Annotated in this window: 22 protein-coding genes and 1 pseudogene; 16 read left to right on the top strand and 7 right to left on the bottom strand. The window is 59.5% G+C overall.

The features are described 5' to 3' along the window. Positions 1–64 precede the first annotated feature (64 nt). Entirely contained in the window at positions 65–1312 is a 1248-nt protein-coding gene (gene ispG, locus FHT87_RS28000) for a flavodoxin-dependent (E)-4-hydroxy-3-methylbut-2-enyl-diphosphate synthase (protein WP_183805928.1), read from the top strand. 59 nt (positions 1313–1371) lie between these two features. Here ispG and FHT87_RS27995 read toward each other — a convergent pair whose 3' ends face one another. Next, entirely contained in the window at positions 1372–2286 is a 915-nt protein-coding gene (locus FHT87_RS27995; protein ID WP_183805927.1) for a polyprenyl synthetase family protein, read from the bottom strand. Between the two features lie 134 nt (positions 2287–2420). Here FHT87_RS27995 and mtgA point away from each other — a divergent pair, with 134 nt between their 5' ends. From mtgA to FHT87_RS27970, 5 genes and pseudogenes are all read left to right on the top strand, one after another. After that, the gene (gene mtgA / locus FHT87_RS27990) at positions 2421–3158 is read left to right on the top strand and encodes a monofunctional biosynthetic peptidoglycan transglycosylase (RefSeq protein WP_183805926.1); all 738 of its coding nucleotides are present in this window, start codon (positions 2421–2423) and stop codon (positions 3156–3158) included. Between the two features lie 98 nt (positions 3159–3256). After that, positions 3257–3972: pseudogene (locus tag FHT87_RS27985) on the top strand (DUF1868 domain-containing protein). A 12-nt stretch (positions 3973–3984) separates the two neighbouring features. Further along, complete coding sequence (locus tag FHT87_RS27980) at positions 3985–4632, top strand: glutathione S-transferase family protein (RefSeq protein WP_183805925.1); 648 nt, start codon at positions 3985–3987, stop codon at positions 4630–4632. A 156-nt stretch (positions 4633–4788) separates the two neighbouring features. Further along, positions 4789–4974 carry a 50S ribosomal protein L32 gene (gene rpmF, locus FHT87_RS27975; RefSeq protein WP_026186748.1) on the top strand — a complete coding sequence of 62 codons (186 nt, stop codon included), beginning with the start codon at positions 4789–4791 and terminating at the stop codon, positions 4972–4974. A gap of 146 nt (positions 4975–5120) precedes the next feature. Next, positions 5121–5528, top strand: a complete 408-nt coding sequence (locus FHT87_RS27970) for a hypothetical protein (RefSeq protein ID WP_183805924.1) — start codon at positions 5121–5123, stop codon at positions 5526–5528. Here FHT87_RS27970 and phaR read toward each other — a convergent pair. Continuing rightward, positions 5523–6095: a polyhydroxyalkanoate synthesis repressor PhaR gene (gene phaR / locus FHT87_RS27965; RefSeq protein WP_183805923.1), complete on the bottom strand. Its 573-nt coding sequence runs from the start codon at positions 6093–6095 to the stop codon at positions 5523–5525. The two genes, FHT87_RS27970 and phaR, sit on opposite strands and share 6 nt — an antisense overlap. Positions 6096–6328: 233 nt before the next feature. Here phaR and FHT87_RS27960 point away from each other — a divergent pair, with 233 nt between their 5' ends. Then, positions 6329–7510, top strand: coding sequence for an acetyl-CoA C-acetyltransferase (locus tag FHT87_RS27960; RefSeq protein WP_183734491.1), 1182 nt, complete (start codon positions 6329–6331; stop codon positions 7508–7510). Between the two features lie 67 nt (positions 7511–7577). Continuing rightward, positions 7578–8303, top strand: a complete 726-nt coding sequence (locus FHT87_RS27955; protein ID WP_183734490.1) for a beta-ketoacyl-ACP reductase — start codon at positions 7578–7580, stop codon at positions 8301–8303. A 184-nt stretch (positions 8304–8487) separates the two neighbouring features. Here FHT87_RS27955 and FHT87_RS27950 read toward each other — a convergent pair whose 3' ends face one another. The 3 genes from FHT87_RS27950 to FHT87_RS27940 all read right to left on the bottom strand — a co-directional run bounded on the left by FHT87_RS27950 (position 8488) and on the right by FHT87_RS27940 (position 9265). Next, positions 8488–8634, bottom strand: a complete 147-nt coding sequence (locus FHT87_RS27950) for a hypothetical protein (RefSeq protein ID WP_183805922.1) — start codon at positions 8632–8634, stop codon at positions 8488–8490. A gap of 194 nt (positions 8635–8828) precedes the next feature. After that, positions 8829–9083 (bottom strand): YMGG-like glycine zipper-containing protein, encoded by a 255-nt coding sequence (locus FHT87_RS27945; RefSeq protein WP_007825452.1) that lies wholly within the window; start codon positions 9081–9083, stop codon positions 8829–8831. Between the two features lie 26 nt (positions 9084–9109). Then, positions 9110–9265: a DUF3309 family protein gene (locus FHT87_RS27940; protein ID WP_017962528.1), complete on the bottom strand. Its 156-nt coding sequence runs from the start codon at positions 9263–9265 to the stop codon at positions 9110–9112. Positions 9266–10123: 858 nt separating this feature from the next. On the opposite strand from FHT87_RS27940, the gene FHT87_RS27935 reads away from it, so the two are divergent. The 5 genes from FHT87_RS27935 to FHT87_RS27915 all read left to right on the top strand — a co-directional run bounded on the left by FHT87_RS27935 (position 10124) and on the right by FHT87_RS27915 (position 16424). Beyond that, positions 10124–13267: a helicase-related protein gene (locus tag FHT87_RS27935; RefSeq protein WP_183805921.1), complete on the top strand. Its 3144-nt coding sequence runs from the start codon at positions 10124–10126 to the stop codon at positions 13265–13267. 2 nt (positions 13268–13269) lie between these two features. Further along, a complete protein-coding gene (locus FHT87_RS27930; protein ID WP_183805920.1) occupies positions 13270–13674 on the top strand; it encodes an RNA-binding S4 domain-containing protein in 405 nt (134 codons plus the stop codon). A gap of 195 nt (positions 13675–13869) precedes the next feature. Further along, on the top strand, positions 13870–14208 hold the full coding sequence (gene fdxA / locus FHT87_RS27925) for a ferredoxin FdxA (protein ID WP_183734486.1): 339 nt from the start codon (positions 13870–13872) through the stop codon (positions 14206–14208). A 400-nt stretch (positions 14209–14608) separates the two neighbouring features. Further along, on the top strand, positions 14609–15181 hold the full coding sequence (locus FHT87_RS27920; protein WP_113299540.1) for a CarD family transcriptional regulator: 573 nt from the start codon (positions 14609–14611) through the stop codon (positions 15179–15181). Positions 15182–15560: 379 nt separating this feature from the next. Beyond that, the gene (locus FHT87_RS27915; RefSeq protein WP_007825441.1) at positions 15561–16424 is read left to right on the top strand and encodes an RNA polymerase factor sigma-32; all 864 of its coding nucleotides are present in this window, start codon (positions 15561–15563) and stop codon (positions 16422–16424) included. 54 nt (positions 16425–16478) lie between these two features. Here the strand turns inward: FHT87_RS27915 and FHT87_RS27910 are convergent, their stop codons facing one another. Both FHT87_RS27910 and FHT87_RS27905 read right to left on the bottom strand, forming a co-directional pair. After that, the gene (locus FHT87_RS27910) at positions 16479–18023 is read right to left on the bottom strand and encodes a M48 family metalloprotease (protein WP_183734485.1); all 1545 of its coding nucleotides are present in this window, start codon (positions 18021–18023) and stop codon (positions 16479–16481) included. Positions 18024–18405: 382 nt separating this feature from the next. Beyond that, positions 18406–19947, bottom strand: a complete 1542-nt coding sequence (locus FHT87_RS27905; protein ID WP_183734484.1) for an MDR family MFS transporter — start codon at positions 19945–19947, stop codon at positions 18406–18408. A 114-nt stretch (positions 19948–20061) separates the two neighbouring features. On the opposite strand from FHT87_RS27905, the gene FHT87_RS27900 reads away from it, so the two are divergent. The 3 genes from FHT87_RS27900 to FHT87_RS27890 all read left to right on the top strand — a co-directional run bounded on the left by FHT87_RS27900 (position 20062) and on the right by FHT87_RS27890 (position 22074). Then, the gene (locus FHT87_RS27900) at positions 20062–20589 is read left to right on the top strand and encodes a MarR family winged helix-turn-helix transcriptional regulator (protein WP_183734483.1); all 528 of its coding nucleotides are present in this window, start codon (positions 20062–20064) and stop codon (positions 20587–20589) included. 93 nt (positions 20590–20682) lie between these two features. Continuing rightward, entirely contained in the window at positions 20683–21357 is a 675-nt protein-coding gene (locus tag FHT87_RS27895; RefSeq protein WP_183734482.1) for an OmpW family protein, read from the top strand. Between the two features lie 60 nt (positions 21358–21417). Beyond that, positions 21418–22074 (top strand): thiamine diphosphokinase, encoded by a 657-nt coding sequence (locus FHT87_RS27890; RefSeq protein WP_246698184.1) that lies wholly within the window; start codon positions 21418–21420, stop codon positions 22072–22074.

Raw genomic sequence — 22074 nt, 5'->3', positions numbered from 1 at the left:
GGTTGACAAGCCTGCGGGCTTGATCCACCTGAAAGGCTCTGTTTTCCGGGTGTAAGAGCTCTTCATGTCTGCTTTCGATTTCGATCCGAAACCGCGCCGCGCCTCCGTTGCCGTTGATGTCGGCGGTGTCATCGTCGGCGGCGGTGCGCCGGTCGTTGTGCAATCCATGACCAACACCGATACGGCGGATGTGGATTCCACCGTCGCCCAGGTGGCCGCACTCCATCGCGCCGGTTCCGAGCTTGTCCGCATCACCGTCGACCGCGACGAAAGTGCTGCCGCCGTGCCGAAGATCCGTGAGCGCCTGCTGCGCCTCGGCATGGATGTGCCGCTGATCGGCGACTTCCATTATATCGGCCATAAGCTGCTCGCCGATCATCCGGCCTGCGCTGAGGCACTGGCGAAATACCGCATCAATCCGGGCAACGTCGGCTTCAAGGACAAGAAGGACAAGCAGTTCGCCGAAATCATCGAGATGGCGATCCGCTATGACAAACCGGTGCGCATCGGCGTCAACTGGGGTTCGCTGGACCAGGAACTGCTGACGCAGCTCATGGACAAGAACCAGGCCGAGGGATCGCCGCTTTCGGCCCGGCAGGTGACGCATGAGGCGATCGTGCAGTCGGCGCTGCTGTCTGCCCAGCTCGCCGAGGAGATCGGCCTGCCGCGCAACCGCATCATCCTGTCGGCCAAGGTCAGTCAGGTTCAGGATCTGATCGCCGTCAATTCCATGCTCGCCGAACGCTCCAACCATGCGCTGCATCTCGGCCTCACCGAAGCCGGCATGGGTACGAAGGGCATCGTCGCCTCTTCGGCTGCCATGGGCTATGTGCTGCAGAACGGCATCGGCGATACGATCCGCATTTCGCTGACACCGGAGCCGAACGGTGACCGCACCCGCGAGGTGCAGGTGGCGCAGGAATTGCTGCAGGTCATGGGTTTCCGACAGTTCGTGCCTGTCGTTGCGGCCTGTCCGGGCTGCGGGCGCACGACCTCGACGGTGTTCCAGGAACTTGCGCAGAACATCCAGAGTGACATCCGCAAGAATATGCCGGTCTGGCGCGAGAAGTATCCGGGCGTGGAAGCGCTCAACGTCGCGGTCATGGGCTGTATCGTCAACGGACCGGGTGAAAGCAAGCATGCCGATATCGGCATTTCGCTCCCCGGCACCGGCGAGACGCCGGCTGCCCCCGTCTTCATCGACGGCAAGAAGGCCCTGACGCTGCGCGGCCCGAATATCGCTTCGGATTTCGAGGCGCTCGTCATCGACTATATCGAGAAGCGCTTCGGCCGGAAGACGGCGGCGGAGTAATCATTCCGCTTTTCGATGACCTCTTGCAAAGGGGCGAACGGCGCCGCCTTTCCTCAGCCTCAGCTCTTGCGCTCGGCTATGAAGTGGGCTGCCGTGATCAACAATGCAGCGTGCTCGCCATAGGAGGCGAGCAGTTCTTCCGCGTCCGCGACATGCTGGCGCAGCTGTTTTTCTGCCCACTCCATGCCGTGAAGCGCCACGAGCGTTCCCTTGCCGCGGGCCGCATCCTTGCCGGTCGCCTTGCCCATCGTCTGGGAATCGGAAGTCAGGTCGAGGATATCGTCGGCAAGCTGGAAGGCGAGGCCGATTTTTTCACCGAAGCGGCGCAGGCGCTGACGGTCCTCCGCAGACGCTCCGGCGATGATGGCGCCTGCCTCGCAGGCAAAGCGGATCAGCGCCCCTGTCTTCATCGCCTGCAGGCGGACGATGCCTGCTTCGTCTGGCGTCTGTTTTTCCGCGGCAAGATCGAGCGCCTGGCCGCCGGCCATCCCGCCGAGGCCAGCCGCACGGGCAATTGCCAGAACGAGTTCCGTTTTGCTGCGGTCCGGCAGATCCGTTTCCGGTGCGGCGATGATATCGAAGGCGTAGGTCAGCAGGCTGTCGCCGGCTAGAATGGCGGTCGCTTCATCGAATTTGACGTGCACGGTCGGTTTGCCGCGGCGCAGGTCGTCATCGTCCATGGCAGGCAGATCGTCGTGAACGAGCGAATAGCAGTGGATGCATTCAAGTGCTGCACCGACGCGCAGAGCTGCCTGCCTGTTGCCGCCGAGAAGCGTGGCAGCCTCCACGACAAGGAACGGGCGCAGACGTTTGCCACCGTTGAGGACGGCGTAGTGCATGGCGTTGCGCAAAAGGTCGGGGCGGGCGATCTCATCGGACAGAACGGTGGGGGAGAGCAGCAGGTCAAGCAGCGCCTCGATCTCGGTGGCGCCGTTTTTCAACCGTGTCTCGAATGTTTCCCGTTTCGCGTCCATGCGCGCTCTTTGGCACGGCGGAACCGCTGCTGGCAACGGAATTGTAGATCACTGCGCCAAGATTTCGGCTGCGCTCTGGCAATGCGGGTTTTCAGGCGGTATGACAACGACGAGGGCGAAAACGGACTGGGACATTGGATATAGCGCCAGAGACAGTGGAGAGCGCCGAGGCGCCGGTTCGCCGGCGCTGGTTTGGAGACCGCCAGGTGCTGAAGCGCATTGTTCTTGCCGTTCTGGCCCTGTTGCTTTTGCCCTATGTCCTGATCTTCCTCTATCTGCTGCCCTTCATTCATCCGGTTTCGACGTTGATGCTGCGCGATCTCGTGCTTCTGCGCGGTTATGATCGGCGGTGGGTGTCGATCGACGACGTCGCGCCTGTTCTCGTGCAGTCGGTCATGATGTCGGAAGACGGGCAGTATTGTTTCCATGGTGGCGTCGACTGGGGCGAAATGCGCATGCTGGTCGAAGATACGCTAGGGGGCCAGGAGACACGCGGCGGCAGCACCATTCCCATGCAGACGGCGAAGAACCTCTTCCTCTGGAACAGCCGCTCCTTCATTCGCAAGGGGCTGGAACTACCGCTCGCAGTCGCTTCCGATTTCGTCTGGTCGAAGCGGCGGTTGATGGAGATCTATCTCAATATCGCCGAATGGGGGCCTGGCATTTACGGTATCGAGGCGGCGGCGCAATATCATTTCAAGGTGCCTGCTTCGAAGCTGACGCGCCGGCAGGCATCGCTTCTGGCGGCTTCGCTGCCGAACCCGATCGACCGCAATGCCGGAAAACCCGGACGAGGGCTGCGCAGGCTCGCGGCGGTCATCGAACGGCGGGCGCAGGGCTCCGGCGATTACATCAAGTGCATCTATGATTGATATCAGAACTTGTCGTTGGAAGCGGCAAGCGTCATCTGACATTCTTGGTTCTGCCATAAGGGCGAATGCAGTACCAACGAGAGCCCTTAAGTCGCCCCATGACCACCACAACACTTTCGCCTGAGCTTCTCCAATATTCGAAAACCCACAATCCAGCTCCGCCGGTGCATTTAGGCACTCGTTACCACAAGGTCGGGGGCTTTCTGCCGGAGCAGGGCAACACGATCGTCTGCCATCCGGCGAAGGGCTCTGAAACCCAGCAGGCACTGATCCAGGCGCGCGAAAAATATCTTGCGATGCCTGAGGCGCCACAGTTTCTCTTCACGCCGATTACAAGCCTCCACATGACGCTTTTCGATGGCGTAATCGAGACGGAGCGCAAGCAGGATCGTTGGCCTGATGATATTCCACTCGACACGCCAATCGATGACATGAGCGAGCTCCTGGCGGCGCGGCTCGAAGGTTTCTCGATGTTCGATCCCTTCAATGTCGCTATCATTGAAGCTCGTCCGTCCGGCCTGCTGCTCGAGGGCGCGACGGAAGGTGATCGCAAGGTGATGCGCGCCTGGCGCGATGCATTCGCCGATCTTCTGGGTTATCGCCAACCCAACCATGAGGGCTCCACATGACCTTCGCCTATGCGATCGAGCGGCTGGAAGATGAAGCTTTGCCACGCTGGCAGGCGATGCTCAACGAGGTTGCTGAAGATATCCGACGCGCGGCGCCTGTGCTGGAGTTCAACCCGCCGGCCTTCTGCGTGTACGAGGATATGAATCACTTCCACGAACTGCTGATCTTCGATTTCGAACCCTGACAGGAAAGCATCATGGACAAGCTGACGCTCTATATCGCCAACAAGAACTACTCTTCCTGGTCGTTCCGGCCGTGGATGGCGCTGATGGGCGTCGGCATCGATTTCGAGGAGGTGCTGATCCCCTTCGACTATCCAAACGGTAACCCCAACATCAAGGCCATCTCGCCGAGTGGCCATGTGCCGATGCTGCAGCATGGAACGCTGAAAATCTGGGAATCCTTTGCGATCATCGAATATGCAGCGGAGCTCTTCCCTGAAGCCGGACTGCTGCCCGGGGATCGTGCCGAGCGGGCGCTCGCCCGTTCGGTTTCCATGGAGATGCTTTCGAGCTTCCGGGCATTGCGCAGCGCCTGCCCGATGAATATCCGCCGGCCGAAGGGCAAGATCGCACTTCCCGACGGGGTTTCCGCCGATATCAGCCGCATCGAGACGATCTGGCGCGATCTTCTGCAGAAATCCGGTGGTCCGTTCCTCTTCGGTGAATTCAGCGGGGTGGACGCGATGTTTGCGCCCGTCGTTAATCGCTTCGATATATATGATCTCGTCAGCGGCAAGGATACACTGGCCTATATGGATGCGATGAAGGCGCACCCGGCCTGGCGGAGGTGGGAAGAGGCGGCCCGCGTCGAGCCGTGGATCGTGCCGGAAGATGAGGTCTGATCAGAGAATCAGCCGCATCGCAAAAAATCCATATGGGGACTGGTCAAGGCCGCCCCTTGCATGTATAAGCGCGCAAAATTTCCGAAATCGCGACATGTCCGTTTCGGCCGCCAGTCTGGCCGTGGACATGTTTTGCCCGCAAGTGGAGTAAGAGAAATGGCTGTACCGAAGAGAAAAACGAGCCCGTCCAAGCGCGGCATGCGCCGTTCGGCTGATGCGCTGAAGGCTCCGACCTACGTTGAAGACAAGAACTCCGGCGAACTGCGCCGCCCGCACCATATCGATCTGAAGACCGGTATGTACCGTGGCCGTCAGGTTCTGACGCCGAAGGAAAACGCATAATTCTCTATGCGGCTTGTCCGATGAAAGTTTTAAAGGCCGGCTCAAACGCCGGCCTTTTTCTTTTCAAGATATCATAATCTTCGATGCCTTGAAGTGAGACGGTGATGTCAGGCAGTATTCCCTGGAGGTCAGGGAGATTTTTCTGCATGATTACCGCAATACCGCTGATGGTTATTCCATTTATTCTTTACAATCTGGCGATGCTGGGCCTGTTGGGTGGTGGCGGAATTCCCTCGCTCCAGCACGACGTGATCGTGCTGTCGATGCTCTCAGGCGCGATGTGGAGCATGGCGCTCGGCGATCTCTTCATCGTCGTGGCGCTCGTCGTGCTTTTCTTGGAGATCCTGAAGGCGACCCGGAACGGTTCCGGCAACCTGATCAATCATATGCTGTCGATGCTGGTCTTCATCGCCTTCCTGGTCGAGTTTCTTCTCGTCCAGGACGCGGCGACCCAGGTCTTCTTCATTCTGATGACCATTGCGCTGATCGACGTGATCGGCGGCTTTGCGGTGTCGATCCGCAGCGCCGGCCGGGACGTTTCGATTGGCCTATAGGTTGTCGAGTTTGTTCTGCAGCGCGCGAAGCTGTTCCTTCAGCTCGTCGATGTCCTTGGCCTCCGCCTTGCGGGTTTCCTTGGGCGGTGGCGTCATGAAGGGCGAGAACATCTGCATGGCCTGCTGGAACATCTCGGTGTTCCGGCGGACCTGATCCTCGATCATCTGCATGGGAAGCTGAAGGTTTTTGCCGAGCGGCGTTTCGCCGAAAGCGCGGTTCATCTGCTCGCGGATCTGCGACTGCTGTTCCGTGAATGCACGCATGGAATGCTCCAGGAAGCTCGGAACGACCATCTGCATCTGGTCACCATAGTAGGTGATGAGCTGACGCAGGAAGGAGATCGGAAGCAGCGTGTTGCCGGTCTTCGATTCCTGCTCGAAAATAATCTGGGTCAATACCGAATGCGTGATGTCGTCACCGCTTTTGGCGTCCTGGACGACAAAGTCCTCCCCCTTCTTCACCATCTCCGCCAGGTCTTCCAGCGTCACATAGGTGCTGGTGCCCGTATTGTATAAGCGGCGATTGGCATATTTCTTGATTACGATCTGACCCTCGGTCTTTGCCATATCAGTCTCCGAACCCCCATCTGATTGTATGTATACTCCTCCACCAGAGACTGTAGACGCAAAAGAAGGGCGGTGACAATCTCTTTGTGCGATGCGGCAAGCCCTTTCCCCGTACGGATAAATCCATTCGAGGGCGCTGCAGCAGATGGCGGGACAGTCTTGGCATTTGACTTGCGCCTGCAGCTTTGTCAGTTTCCACTTATATGTGTGACGAGAAACGAGGAAACCACCCTATGAGCAGTTCATCCGTCGTCATCGCCTCTGCAGCGCGCACCGCTGTCGGTTCCTTCAACGGTGCTTTCGGCACAATTCCCGCTCACGAACTCGGTGCGGCGGCCGTCAAGGGCGCGCTGGAGCGGGCAGGTGTTTCTCCTGAAGACGTGGACGAGGTCATCCTTGGCCAGGTCCTGCAGGCTGGTGAAGGCCAGAACCCGGCCCGTCAGGCCGCAATGAAGGCCGGCGTTCCCAAGGAGGCGACAGCCTGGAGCGTCAACCAGCTCTGTGGGTCCGGCCTGCGTGCTGTCGCACTCGGGATGCAGCAGATTGCGCTTGGCGATGCGAAGATCATCGTCGCCGGCGGCCAGGAATCCATGTCGATGGCGCCGCACGCAGCGCATTTGCGCGGCGGCGTGAAGATGGGCGACATGAAGATGATCGACACCATGATCAAGGACGGTCTCACCGACGCCTTTTATGGCTATCACATGGGCGTTACCGCAGAAAATATCGCACGCCAATGGCAGCTTTCGCGTGATGATCAGGATCAGTTCGCCGTCGGTTCGCAGAACAAGGCCGAGGCCGCGCAGAAGGCGGGCCGCTTCAAGGACGAAATCGTTCCTTTCGTCATTCAGGGTCGCAAGGGTGACGTGACCGTTGATGCCGACGAATATATCCGCTACGGCGCGACGCTGGAGGCCATGGCAAAGCTGCGACCGGCTTTCGACAAGGACGGCACGGTGACTGCGGCAAATGCCTCCGGTCTCAACGACGGCGCTGCTGCAGCCGTGCTGATGAGCGAAGCGGAAGCGTCGCGACGCGGCATCCAGCCGCTTGCCCGCATCGTTTCCTGGGCAACAGCCGGCGTCGATCCGCAGGTCATGGGTACAGGCCCGATCCCGGCCTCTCGCAAGGCGCTGGAAAAGGCCGGCTGGTCCGTCGGCGATCTCGACCTCGTCGAAGCCAATGAGGCCTTCGCGGCTCAGGCCTGCGCCGTCAACAAGGATCTCGGCTGGAACCCTGACATCGTCAACGTCAATGGCGGCGCGATCGCGATCGGTCATCCGATCGGCGCGTCGGGTGCACGCGTCCTCAACACGCTGCTCTTCGAGATGAAGCGGCGAGGCGCCAAAAAGGGGCTGGCTACACTGTGCATCGGTGGCGGCATGGGTGTCGCGATGTGCTTTGAGGCAATATAAATAGCGTACAGTGCATGTTTTTTGAGGCCTGCCTGAGAGCAGGCTGACAACAACAGGGGAGCGGAACATGAGCAGGGTGGCTCTGGTCACTGGGGGTACGCGCGGCATTGGCGCGGCAATTTCGATGGCGCTGAAGAATGCCGGCTATAAGGTTGCCGCCAACTATGCCGGCAATGACGAAAAGGCCAGGGCATTTCACGATGTCACCGGCATCCCGGCCTTCAAGTGGGACGTGTCCGACTATGTCGCCTGCGGCGAGGGTATCGAGAGGGTCCAGGCCGAGCTCGGTCCGATCGAAATCCTCGTCAACAATGCCGGCATCACGCGTGACGCGATGTTCCACAAGATGACGCCGCAGCAGTGGCACGAGGTGATCAATACCAACCTCACCGGCCTCTTCAACATGACGCATCATGTCTGGAGCGGCATGCGCGACCGCAGCTTCGGGCGCATCGTCAATATCTCCTCCATCAACGGGCAGAAGGGCCAGATGGGACAAGCGAATTATTCCGCCGCCAAGGCCGGCGACCTCGGTTTCACCAAGGCGCTCGCTCAGGAAGGCGCTGTCAAGAACATAACAGTCAACGCCATCTGCCCCGGTTACATCGGTACGGAGATGGTGCTGGCCGTGCCGGAAAAGGTGCTGAATGAGAAGATCATTCCGCAAATCCCGGTCGGGCGCCTCGGTGAACCCGAGGAGATCGCGCGTTGCGTGACTTTCCTCGTTTCGGACGACGCCGGTTTCATTACCGGTTCGACGCTGACGGCCAATGGCGGTCAGTTCTTCGTCTGAGCCTATTTCTTCTGATTGTCGGCATAGCTGCCGGTGCCGTCATGGGGGCCGGCAGATGCACCATAGGCCGCGAAGGCAATGGTGATGAGGGCGGCGATCACGATGATCCTGTTCATGGTCGTGTCTCCCGCGGACGGGCGCTCGAATAGTTGCCGTCGCGCGGTTTTCGGTTTCTTTGATGGTGTCAGGCGTTTGGATGATGCCGTTCGTTGGCCTTGACGGGCACCTTCTGAAGGGCGCGGTCCTGGCTGCGGAGAGCGGCAATTGCTGTCGTGAGAAAGACCGCGGCAATCAGGGCGGCGACGGCGGAATTGAGCAGGATCTGGGCCATGATGGCGTTCCTTTCCATTCGCGGGCGGCAGGTGCTCTGCCCTTTGCGATCTTGAAGGGAATATGCGCCTGGCGTCGGCGGCACGGTAGATTTGACTTCAGCGACCAATCGTCAACGCCATGTTGACGATAAAAGCGCGCAAGAAAAACGGGCGCCGAAGCGCCCGTTCAAAATTTCCGATGGACCGGGGTCTATTAGCGGCAACGCGCTTCGTAGCGGCGGCCGTAACGGTCGCGATAGATGCAGTAGCCACGGCGTTCAACCGACTGGCCGATCAGTGCGCCTGTCAGACCGCCGGCGACTGCGCCAACTGCCGCGCCACCCCAGCTGTTGCTGACGGCGCCGCCGATGATGGCGCCCGTGCCGGCGCCGATCGCCGTGCCCTGCTCCGTCGGAGTGCAGGATGCGAGAGCGCCGATAAGAGCGCAGCTAAGAACAATCTTTTTCATGTCTAACTCCCCAGGTTGCCGGCCTTTTAAATTCGGCCCATCAGTACAAGAATGATGATGATGACGAGAACTAACCCCAAACCACCGGAAGGTCCATAGCCCCAGCCGCGGCTATAACCCCAATTCGGCAAGGCGCCGATCAATAGCAGAATAAGGATAATAAGAAGTATCGTGCCTAGCATGGTGTTTGTCCTGTCTCATCCTCATTTCGATTGGACTAGAAACACGCATCTTCGATTTTTGTTCCCGGCTAATCTCTCGGAATGTCGCGGCGGCGTTATCGGTCATTTCTCCAAAGCGGAGTTTAGCCGGTTCGCCAAAAGCCAAGTCGGCGAAGAACTCCGCAGCCTTTTATCTGCATGGTTAAAAATATGTTTAAATACAACATGTTGTGGTGAACAAAGCGGGAAAGTGGTGACGTCTCCGATTCGTCACCGATTCGTTCCGGCTTTGATCGGTGCCGATCGTCCGTCGGTTTGCATACGCCCGCGTTTAAGGCATCGTAAATTCGACATGTAAAAGATTAACGCGATCTGGCGCTTCGGCCCGGCTCTCCCGAATTGGTGGAACCGTATCTTGGTGGCGGCGGCGAAAGGCCCACAACATCTCGCCGTGAACAAAAAGGGAAAGTCTCGATATCAGCGATTCGTCTCCGATTCGTTCCGGATTTGGTCGAAGCGTTAATTCTGGATCGGATCTTGCGGTCTTTACGGTTCGGCAAGAAGCGTTAATCGCGGTTGATGAAATCTCTCCCCCAATGAATTTATCGATTCTGCATCTAGTGTAAAAAAGCGATTCAAAATCAATACTTAGCCGTGAACAAAAGCTGAATCAGCCGGAGTCAGCGATTCGTCTCCGATTCGTTCTCAAGCTGTTCCGAATCTTAAATCAAGGACTTAGCGGACTGTGACTTCCATGCTCAATCCAAAGTCTATTTCAAATCTGCCCTTGCGTTTGGAGCTTCGGCTGTCCATGTGTTCTCTGCCTTACCCGCAGGAGCCGACTTGACCCGGGGCGTCCCCGCCTCACTTGCATGGACCATGACCCTGACTTCGCAGCCGATGATACTGAGCGGGCGCGGCGTGACCGCGGTGCTTGGGCCGACCAATACCGGCAAGACCCATTATGCGATCGAACGCATGGTGGCGCATGGCACAGGTGTTATCGGCCTGCCGCTCCGCTTGCTCGCGCGCGAAGTCTATACGCGGGTGGTGGAAAAAGTCGGCGTCCAGAATGTTGCGCTGGTAACCGGGGAAGAAAAGATCTCGCCGCCGAATGCGCGGTTCTCCGTCTGCACGGTCGAGGCGATGCCGCGGGAAACCAAAGCCGCCTTTGTTGCTATCGATGAGGTGCAACTCGCGGGAGACCTCGAGCGCGGCCATATCTTCACAGACCGTATCCTGCATCTGCGCGGTCGTGACGAGACGCTGCTGCTTGGCGCCGGTACCATGCGGCCGATCCTGCAGCAGCTTCTACCGGGGATAACCGTCACGGAGCGGCCGCGGCTTTCTCACCTTCTCTATGCGGGACAGAAGAAGATCACCCGGCTGCCGCAGCGTTCGGCTATCGTCGCCTTCTCGGCGGACGAGGTTTACGCGATCGCCGAACTGATCCGTCGTCAGCGTGGCGGAGCGGCCGTGGTGCTCGGGGCGCTGAGCCCGCGCACCCGCAATGCGCAAGTGGCGCTCTACCAGGCGGGCGACGTCGAATATCTGGTTGCGACCGATGCGATCGGCATGGGTCTCAATCTCGATGTCGATCATGTGGCCTTCGCGCAGGATCGGAAGTTCGACGGCTATCAGTTCCGCAATCTCAATCCTGGTGAACTCGGCCAGATTGCCGGGCGCGCGGGACGTCATGTGCGCGACGGAACCTTTGGTGTAACCGGCCAGGTCTCGCCGTTCGACGAGGAGCTGGTGCAGCGCATTGAAGGCCACGAATTTGATAATATCAAGGTTCTGCAGTGGCGGACCAAGGAACTCGATTTCTCCTCGATACAATCCCTGCGGGCAAGCCTTGAGACCGGACCCCGCGTGCCGGGTCTGACGCGGGCGCTGCCGGCGGTCGACCAGCAGGCGCTCGACTATTTATCGCGCTATCCGGAAATCACCGATCTCGCCAACACGCCGGCGCGCGTCGAAAAGCTCTGGGAGGCTTGCGCTCTACCGGACTATCGGCGCATAACGCCTGCGCAACATGCCGATCTTATTTCTACCCTCTTTTCCGATCTGGTGCGCTATGGCACGGTAAACGAGCAGTTTCTCGCGGAACAGGTTCATCGCTCGGATCGGACAGATGGAGAAATTGACACGCTTTCGGCGCGAATCGCGCAGATAAGAACCTGGACCTATGTATCGAATCGGCCCGGCTGGCTTGCCGATCCGACACACTGGCAGGAAAAGACGCGGGAAATCGAAGATCGATTGTCCGACGCGTTGCATGAAAGGTTGACGAAACGCTTTGTTGATCGCAGGACATCTGTGCTCATGAAGCGCCTGAGAGAGAATGCGATGCTGGAAGCTGAAATCAGTGTGAATGGCGATGTCTTTGTTGAAGGACATCATGTGGGGCAGTTGACCGGGTTCCGTTTTACGCCTGTGGGTGGAACGGATGGGCCGGACGCCAAGGCGGTTCAGTCTGCGTCGCAGAAGGCGCTCGCGCTTGAATTCGAAGCCCGTGCCGCGCGCCTGCATGCGGCAGGCAACGCCGATCTGGCGATCGGCTCGGACGGTCTTGTGCGTTGGCTCGGCGACCCTGTCGGACGTCTATCCGGTAGCGATCACGTGATGCGTCCGCGCGTCATCCTGCTTGCCGACGAGCAGCTTACGGGCAATGCGCGCGATCATGTCGCCGCCCGTATCGAACGTTTCGTCAATCATCATATCAGCACGGTGCTGAAGCCGCTCGACGATCTGTCGCGCGCTGAGGACCTGCAGGGCCTTGCCAAGGGGCTCGCCTTCCAGCTCGTCGAGAATCTCGGCGTGCTCTTCCGCCGCGACGTGACGGAAGAGGTGAAGTCTCTGGATCAGGATGCGCGCGCCTCCATGCGCCGTTACGGCATCCGCTTCGGTGCCTACCACATTTTTGTTCCGGCGCTTTTGAAGCCGGCGCCAGCAGAGCTCATCACACTGCTCTGGGCGCTGAAGAATGACGGGCTCGACAAGCCAGGTTATGGCGACCTCATTCCGGTGCTGGCCGCCGGCCGTACCTCCGTCGTCACCGATCCGAGCTTCGAGCGCATGTTCTATAAGCTCGCCGGCTTCCGTTTCCTCGGCAAGCGCGCGGTGCGTATCGATATCCTCGAGCGTCTGGCCGACCTCATCCGCCCGCTCTTGCAGTGGAAGCCGGGTCAAGCCAGCCGTCCGGAAGGCGCTTATGACGGCCGCCGCTTCACGACGACGACGGCGATGCTGTCCATTCTCGGCGCGACGCTGGAAGACATGGAAGAGATCCTCAAGGGTCTCGGCTATCGCGCAGACGCGGTAAAGGCCGAGGAGGCTGCAGCATTCCTTGCGACGCAGGATGCGGCATCGGCTCCCGTAACGGCGATTGAGACCGTGGCAGAGGAAACGGCTGAAAAGGCCGATCATGACGACGCAGATGGCGCTTCGGAAGAAACGCCCGCTGTCGAAGCCGCTCCTGCGGCTGCGGAGACGCCTGTGGCAGCCGAAGGTTCGGTTGAAGTCGGTGAGGCTGAAGCTGAGGCTGCAGAGCCGAAGCCGGTTCTTCTGTGGCGTCTCGGTGGCCGCAACGAGAACCAGCGCCAGGCGCGCGGCCATGGCGACCGCCGCGGCGGGCAGGGTCAGGGCGAACGTCATGGCCAAGGTCATGGCCAAGGTCAGGAACGTGGCGACCGTAATCGCCGTCCTGGCGGCGGTGAAGGCGGCGAGGCCCGAGATGGCAACCGCCACAACAACCGCAACCGGGATGGCGGCAACCGCGAAGGCGGGAATCGTGATGGCGGCAGACCGCAGCAGGCGCGCAACGACCGTAACGAGCAGCGCGGCGACCGTCAGGACCGTGGTGATCGCAAGGATCGTGGCGACCGCAACGACCGTAACAACAACCGCGGCAATTCGCAGCCGCTGCGTTTCGAGGCCAAGCCGCCGCGCAAGGAGAAGCCGATCGATCCGGATTCGCCCTTTGCCAAGCTTGCAGCGCTCAAGGAGCAGATGAAGAAGTAATCATGGGCGGAGAAACACAGCCAGGAAGCGGTTCGCGCCAGCGCATCGACAAATGGCTGTTTTTCACACGTATGGTGAAATCACGCTCGCTGGCGCAAAGCCATATCCAGTCAGGCCATGTCAGCATCAACGGCTCACGCTGCACGCAGCCTAGTCAAATGATCAAAGTCGGTGATCGCATCGAGTTGAAGCTGGAGCGGCGAGACGTCATTCTCGTCGTTCGGCTGCCCGGCGACAGACGCGGCCCCTACGAGGAGGCGCGGCTGCTCTATGAGGACCTGTCGCCGCCTCCAGATGAGACAAAACGCCTCACCCCATACGAACAGGCAATCCGGGCGACTGGTTCCGGCAGGCCGACGAAAAAGGAACGACGCGCAATCGACAGGCTGATGTCGGACGAGGATTAGAAAACTCTTCCTGCCATAAGCCTTTCGAAGATCGTTTGTCCTTGAAATCCTGCTGCAAAGTCGATACGTCACACACAACCTGCCGGGTAGTGTGCTTGCCTCCCAAGCCTGTTCACGCTTTTTCTCCGGCTCAGGGGACAGGCGCGACGTTCCAGGTTGCCCGGCCCCGCCCGCATGGAAATCCTGGAGTTCTTCATGACCTATGTCGTGACCGACAATTGCATTCGCTGCAAATACACCGATTGTGTTGAAGTCTGCCCTGTCGACTGTTTCTACGAGGGCGAGAATTTCCTCGTCATCCATCCCGATGAATGCATCGACTGCGGTGTCTGCGAGCCGGAATGTCCGGCCGAGGCGATCAAGCCCGATACCGAACCGGGTCTCGACAAGTGGCTGAAGATCAACGCGGAATATGCGAGCATCTGGCCGAATATCACTGTTAAGAAGGAGCCGATGCCGGAGGCCAAGGAGCTGGACGGCGAGACCGGGAAATTCGAGAAATACTTCTCTGAAAAGCCCGGTAGTGGCGACTGAAATTCTCGACGGGCAGCGCCGTTGAAACCGGGTTCAGCCTCAGGTTAAACGTTTCAAATTACGCGTGAGTCACATGGGGGCTATGTGTTGCCCACATGACTCACGTTAAGCAAATTATTGATTTCCTCATATTTTTGTGATACGTTCACCACACTGTTCCACTTGTGGCATGACGCATGCCCAAAACCATCACGAAAGTAAAAGCAAATCCGCACGCGGTTTCCGTGACATATCAATAACTTGAGCTGTCGGATCCCAAGATCGCGCGCGAGGATACCTTTTTGCTTCTGTCTGGTGGAACCAGAGTGAAGTCACCCGACGGATCTAACCGTCTCATCCGGGCCTGACTGACCCGGGCTCCGGCCGTTGCCGGAAGCGTAACAGGGAGTTTTTGATTAGAATGACCATCCAGCAGAAAAAACCTTCTACCGCACGTCACGGCTTCAAAACTGGTGAATCGATCGTGTACCCCGCTCACGGCGTCGGTACCATCACGGCTATCGAAGAGCAAGAAGTCGCCGGCATGAAGCTTGAACTTTTCGTCATCGATTTCGAAAAGGACAAGATGCGTCTGAAGGTTCCGGTCGCAAAGGCCATGAGCATCGGCATGCGTAAGCTTTCCGAAACCGACTTTGTCGAGCGCGCCCTCAAGGTCGTGCAGGGCAAGGCTCGCGTCAAGCGTACCATGTGGTCTCGCCGTGCCCAGGAATATGATGCCAAGATCAATTCCGGCGACCTGATTTCCATCGCAGAAGTCGTTCGCGATCTCTATCGCGCTGAAAACCAGCCGGAGCAGTCCTATTCAGAACGTCAGCTTTATGAAGCTGCCCTCGACCGGATGGCTCGCGAAATCGCTGCCGTCAACAAGATGTCTGAAACGGAAGCCGTTCGCCTCGTCGAGACCAACCTCAACAAGGGTCCGAAGCGCGGCAAGGCGATCGAGGAAGACGATTCGCAGGACGAAGCAGCTTAATAGCGCATTGTTTTTGCTGATGAAAAAACCCGGCCTGGTGCCGGGTTTTTTATTGGAACTTTTTCGCCGCTGCGACGTTCATATACAGTAATGCGGACTCCACCGGAACCCATAAGCTCGGTTTGACTTCCGCTAAAGCTGTCAATGTTCGATGAGGAGCGGATCATGATTTCCAGAATTTGCCTATCCGGCAATCTCAAGAAACTGATCCAGTCCAGCCGCTTCAGCGGCATATGAAGAGAGATAGGGCCTCCTCCTGAAAAGTCCAGGAGCGAGGCCTTTATGCATTCAAGAGCCTAGTTTGCTCCGGCGCAGCAATGTTCCGGAAACGATGTTTGCTTGTTTATTTTTAGGCACGTGGCCTGTTCAGGAGAGCGATATGAAGAACATGTCTGCAGATCGGCGCATGATCAAAATAGCAATGGCGGCTCCCTATCTCGCCCGTGAAGAGGAACATAATCTCGCCATCCGCTGGAAGGATCACGAGGACCGCGGCGCCCGCAACCAGATCGCCATGGCGCACATGCGCCTCGTCATTTCCATGGCAGGAAAGTTCCGCAACTTCGGCCTGCCGATGAGCGATCTCGTGCAGGAAGGCTATGTCGGGCTTCTGGAGGCGGCCGCTCGCTTTGAACCGGCGCGCGATGTACGCTTTTCCACTTATGCAAGCTGGTGGATCCGTGCTTCGATCCAGGACTATATCCTGCGCAATTGGTCGATCGTGCGCGGCGGCACGAGTTCGGCCCAGAAGGCACTGTTCTTCAATCTGCGGCGCCTGCGCGCCAAGCTCGCCAAGGGCGACACGCAGCTGACGCTGCAATCCATTCATCAGGAAATCGCCGCCGCTCTCGGTGTCAGCCTTGCCGACGTGCAGACCATGGATGCGCGCCTTTCCGGCAACGATGCGTCGCTGCAGGCGCCTTCCGTCTCCGGCGACGCCGATAGTGCAGAGAAGATGGATTTCCTCGTCAGCGACGAGCCGCTGCCGGACGAGCAGGTCTCCAACATGATCGATGGCGAGCGCCGCCGCGTCTGGCTTGCGTCTGCCCTCAAGCATCTCAACGAGCGCGAAATGAAGATCATCAGCGCGCGCCGGCTCGCAGAAGACGGAGCGACACTCGAAGAGCTCGGCGCCGATCTCGGCATTTCCAAGGAGCGCGTGCGTCAGATCGAAAGCCGGGCGATGGAAAAGCTTCGCACGGCGCTCGTGAGCGCCGATCCGCATATGGCAGCCTATGCCTGACCAAGAATTACTCCCCAGCAGCACATACTGGCCCGGCATAAGCCGGGCTTTCTTTTATTCGGAGATGATCTTCACGCGGTCACCGGGAGAAACAGCAGCGCCCGTCGGCAAGGCGTTGATGAGCTTGAAGAGATCAAGCTTGCGATCGGTACCCATCATGCGGGAGGCGAGCGTGGTGATGTTGTCGCCAGAGCGAACGGTGACGACACGGATGCGCAGCGGCTTCAGCGAGGCGGCTTCGTCCGGCGTCATACGGCGGAAGCTGGCGCGCAGGACGTCTGCCGTCGGCTCCAGCGAAGGGCTGCCCTTCGGCACGGCCGTCAGGAAGCGGAATATCTGGTTGTTGTTTCTGACGACCGTAACATCGAAATCCCAGCGATCGGCAGTGGCGCGGGCGGTCACAGCTTCCATACCGTTGACGTTGATCGGCCGGATGCTTGCGGGATCAAGCCCGGTAACCCAGCCGCTGGAGATATAATTCGTCAGGCTCTGGTTCTGGTTGTCGGCGACGCCATCGAAGCGGATGGCGATATCGTTCGGGCCGGTCGCCATGACCGCTTCGACCTTGTTGTCGATACTGAAGTCCGGCGGTACGTCGAAGCGTATGCCGAGGCCGCCATGCAGGAAGGTCTGGCCGCGCACATAGCCTTCTTCCGGGCTGTCGCCGTAGAGAAGACCGTCGATGCCATCGAGATAGTAATCGCGGCCCTTGTCTCCGACCGAACCTTCCTGGCCGAAGGCGCGGGCATGGCTGCGGGCAAGCTCGATGCGCTGGGCAGAATTCGGATGGCTCGACAGGAAGTCCAGGCTCTGGTCGGCTTCCGGATCGACCGACATGAAGCGGCTGTAGGCGGCCATGGAATCGAGAAAGCGGGTTGCGGCATAGGGATCGTAGCCGGCTTCGCCGAGCATGCGCACGCCGATGACATCGGCCTGCAGCTCCTGTTGGCGGGAGAAGGCGGCCAGGCGCAGCTTGCCGCGGGCAAGCGCCTGCTTGCCGGCTATATCGCTCGACAGAACCTCAGCCACGACGCGGCTGGCAATGACTTCGGCTTCCTCGCGCTTCTGGCGTTCGATGCCGTGGTTTGCGGTGACGTGGCCCATCTCGTGCGACAGTACAGCCGCCACTTCCGAGGCGTCATTGGCGAGCGCCAGCAGGCCGCGGGTGACATAGAGGTAACCGCCCGGCAACGCGAAGGCATTGATGGCGGGCGAATTCAGGATGGTGATGCGATAGGACTGGCTCGGATTTTCCGACACGGCCGTCAGCGCGCCGGTGATGCGGGCGACGAGGCGCTCGGTCTTGGCGTCCTTATATTCGCCGCCATAGCTCGCGACGATGCGCGGATGCTCGCGAGCGCCCATGGCAGCGCGCGGGTCATTTTTTTGTACTTCGTCGACGATCTGTGGATTGGACGATGGGCCGACGGTCGGCTGATAGGATTGTTCGATCAACGTCTCGCAGCCGTTCAGCGCGATGGCGCAGACTGAAAGCAGCAGGAGACGGCGCGCCCAACGGCACGGCGCAAGAAAAGCATCACTGGAAAGCGCGGGCGATTTCCACGTCGTCATGCTGTCCAGTCTGTCTCTCCCCATCATCTTAAGTCGCCGGTCTGCCGCATCTTCGGGCCGGCCGCTGCCAGAAAAATTCAATAGGCTTCCGCCTCGGTTCTCGCGCTGCACAATCGGCCGATCCAAGTCTTTGCTGTAGCTGATTTCCGCGTGGGTTGCATAGCGAGACTCTATCTAAATGTGGTGCCGTTGCATTTCGGCAATGCCTCGCCTGTCGAGGCACTTTCTCGCTCCGATGAAATTATGGCGAAAGTTCCATCGCAAGTGCAGATTCCGGCTACACTGCGGAAAAAATAGGTCAGCACGGCGACCGATGCGGGCGACCATAACGTCCGCGCGAAGAATACAATTAATAGTAGTGTTTGCTGCTTGATCGAAATGAAGAGGCGTGCGGGCCGCGCGCCTATGCTTATTCCGCAGCTTCGGCGGCGGCGCTGGTCGGGCCGGTCTTTGGTTCGCCGGCACGGGGCAGCTGCACTGGTTTCAGCATGATGGCGGCTATCAGGCCGATCAAAGCAATGCCGCAAGAGGTCATGAACAGCGGTGAGAAGGCGGCGGCATAAGCATCCGCGACGGCCTGACGGCTGGCTTCGGGAAGTGCGGCCATCATTCTTGGCGTCAGCTCCTCGATATTGGCCACGCCCGGGATGGAGGAACCGAGCTTGCCGAGTTGCGATGCGATGATCGCACCGTAGATGGAGATGGCAATCGAAGCGCCTCCCATGCGCGACAGCGTGACCGAGCCGGTCGCCGCACCCACATCGCGGGCCGGCGCGGCGTTCTGTACGCCGATGACCGGAACCTGCTGGGCAAGGCCGATGCCGATACCGTGCAGCAGCATGATCGCGCCGATGAAGGCGATCGGCGTGCCGGCATGGACCTGCGACATCAGTGCGAAAGCAATGGCGCTGCAGGTGAGGCTGGCGATGGCGAAGGGCTTGTAGCGACCGGTCTTCGAAATGATGCGGCCGGCGTTCAGGGAGCCGCAGACGAGGCCGCCTGTCAGCAGAATGAAGAGCAGGCCTGCGCCAGACGGCGAAAGGCCTGTGGTCGTCTGCAGGAACAGCGCGAGGTAATTGACCATGCCGATGGCGATCGCGCCGCCCATGATCGAGATCACCAGCAGCAGGCTGAAGGTGGAATTGCGGAAAAGTGGCAGAGGGACGATCGGCTCCGGCGCGCGGCGTTCGACGAAAACCCAGGCGATGGCGCAAACCACGCCGAAGGCGACGATGCTGATGCTCTGCGGGGAGATCAACGCACCGAAAAGTTCGCTGCTGTCGGTCGCAAGCACGATGCTGGTCGTCGTCAACGCTAGCAGAAGTGCGCCGGCATAATCGATCTTCGGTCGACGATGCGGTTTACGGTAGGGCAGCATGAAGGCGAGGCCGGCAAGCACGATAAAGCCGATCGGCACGTTGACGAGGAAGATCGAGCGCCAGCCGAAGAGATCGCTCATCGTGCCGCCGAGGACCGGGCCGATGGCGCCGGAGGCCATCAGCACGAGGCTGGAATAGCTCTGGTAGCGGGCGCGTTCGCGCGGCTCGAAGAGGTCGGCGTTGACGGCGAAGATCGAAACCATGATACCGCCGCCGCCGAAACCCTGCAGCACACGGGCGGCGATCAGCGTGTTCATGGAGACGGCGAGACCGCAGACGGCGGAGCCCACCGTGAAGATCGCGATCGCTGTCATCATCACATATTTGCGGCCGAAGAGATCGCCGAGTTTTCCATAAAGCGGCATGACCGCGCTCAGCGCCAGTAGATAGGCCGAGCCGATCCAGCCGAAGCGGTCCAGATGGCCGAACTCGCCGACGATGGTCGGCAACGCGGTGGAGACGATCTGATTATCCAGCGTCGCCATGAACATGGCGGTCATCAGGAAAAAAAAGAGGATGAGCCGCCGACGGGGATCCGTCACGAGCGGCGCAGGGGCAAGTTGCATATCCATGGGGGCCAATTTCGTTATTTCGATGCTTTATGTGCTAATGGCATATATTTGTCAATAGCACATTATTGACATTGGCATATTTTATTTTTGATTCCGGTCTGTTATGGTTCCGTCATGAACGAGACGCTGACCAAGACAAGAACGACAGAGATTGATGAGCCTCCCATGGACAGCGTGCTGCGCATCGGCCGTTCCATGACGCGCATGAGAATGATGACGGGCCGCCGGCTGATTGGCCGGCTGGCGATCCAGAGCGTGGCTCCGGATCTGGAGCTCTCGCATCTCGATGTGCTGGATGCCGTAAGGCGGGCGCAGGCAAACGGCGAGGTGACCGTTGGTGCCATTGCCGAGATGCTGCGCATCGATCCGTCGCGGGCCAGCCGCGTCGTTTCCGATATGGTCGGCCGTAATGTTCTGCGCCGCGAGGCATCGCAGGCGGATGCGCGGCGTATCGTCGTCGTCATGACTCAGGTCGGACAGAATCTGCTGGCGGAAATCCAGGCCCAGAAGCTCGCCTTCGTTACCGAGGTCGTGCGGGACTGGCCGCAGGAAGAGATCGACACTTTCTCCGTCTTGTTCGAGAAATTCATCGGCGGCTATGAGGCAATCTTCCTGTCCCGTGACAAGGATACGCCAGGCTGAAGAAAATAGTCTGAGCGTTTGATCTCGCTCAAGCCGACCCGCCTGAGGCAGGCCTAAGTCTCTCCCCGTTCGACGACATCAGGAGAGATTCACATGAAACATCATCCGCTTCGGCTGAGGGGCATTTTCGCCGCTATCGTTTTCGCATCCTTCGGGCACGCGGCGCTTTCCGCCGATCTGGCGCCTTCGGCTGGCCCGCCGATGGCCACGCAAAGCCCGTGGCAGGTACGCCTGCGTGCGCTGGGCGTGGTGACGCGCGATAACGGCTCGGTCGACGGCATTTCCGGATCCGGTCTTTCCTATTCGGACACAGTGGTTCCGGAAGCGGATATTTCCTATTTCTTCACCGACAATATTTCCGCGGAGCTCATTCTCGGCACGACCTATGCCAATGTGCATGGCGAAGGCTCGATTGCCGGCCTCGGCGATATAGGCAAGACGTGGCTGTTGCCGCCAACGCTGACATTGCAATATCACTTCACCGATTTCGGTGCCTTCCAGCCGTATCTCGGTGCAGGCGTGAATTACACGGTCTTCTACAATCAGTCAGGCAAGAGCGCCGACAGCCTCGATGTGAAGAATACATTCGGCGTCGCGCTGCAGGCGGGTTTCGATTACATGTTCGATGAGCATTGGGGTGCGAACCTGGATGTGAAGAAGATCTTCCTGCGTCCGGATTTCGATGCGACCGTCGGCGGTGCCAATGTCAGCGGCAAGGCGAAACTCGATCCCTGGCTGATCGGCGCCGGTGTGACCTACCGCTTCTGAGAGAAAGGCGCCGGATCTTCGGCGCCTCTTCCCCTTCACCCCCGGTTTGCGCTATGGGCAATGCCCATGAGCCAATCCACCTTCACTATCCTGCTCGGCGGGGTACTCAGCCTGACGGATCGTCTGCGCGAAGCCGTGCGGGACACCCGGTTCATCGCGGCCGACGGCGGCATGCGCCACGCAGCGGCGTTGGGCGTGGTGCCGGAATTGTGGGTTGGCGATTTCGATTCGACACCGCCCGATCTCGACGGCGCCTTTCCCAATGTGCCGCGTCAACCCTATCCGGCCGCAAAGGCGGCGACCGATGGCGAGATCGCCGTTTCCGAGGCAATCGAGCGTGGCGCAAAACGCCTGATCCTTGCAGGCGCATTGGGCGGTGAACGCTCCGACCATGCGCTTCAACATCTGCTCTATGGCGTTGAACTGGCGCAAGAAGGCTTCGACGTGCTCTTGACCTCGGGCAGCGAAGAGGCGGTACCTTTGCTTCCCGGCTCGTTGGAGATCGATCTTCCGCCGGGTAGCCTGTTTTCCGTGCCGGGTTTCAGCGAGCTGACCGGGCTCTTCATCGAGAATGCCCGCTATCCGCTCGCCGACTTCCATTTGCCCTTCGGTTCGTCGCGCACCATTTCCAATGTAGCGGAAGGCCCCGTGCGCTTCTCGCTTGCCAGCGGCAGGGCCATCGTGCTCGCGCGGCCCTATGATCTTTCCGGAGTCTGA

Origin of the sequence: Rhizobium sp. BK316 (assembly GCF_014193695.1) — a bacterium.
Classification (GTDB): Bacteria; Pseudomonadota; Alphaproteobacteria; order Rhizobiales; family Rhizobiaceae; genus Rhizobium.
This window is presented reverse-complemented; position numbering and strand designations above follow the sequence as displayed.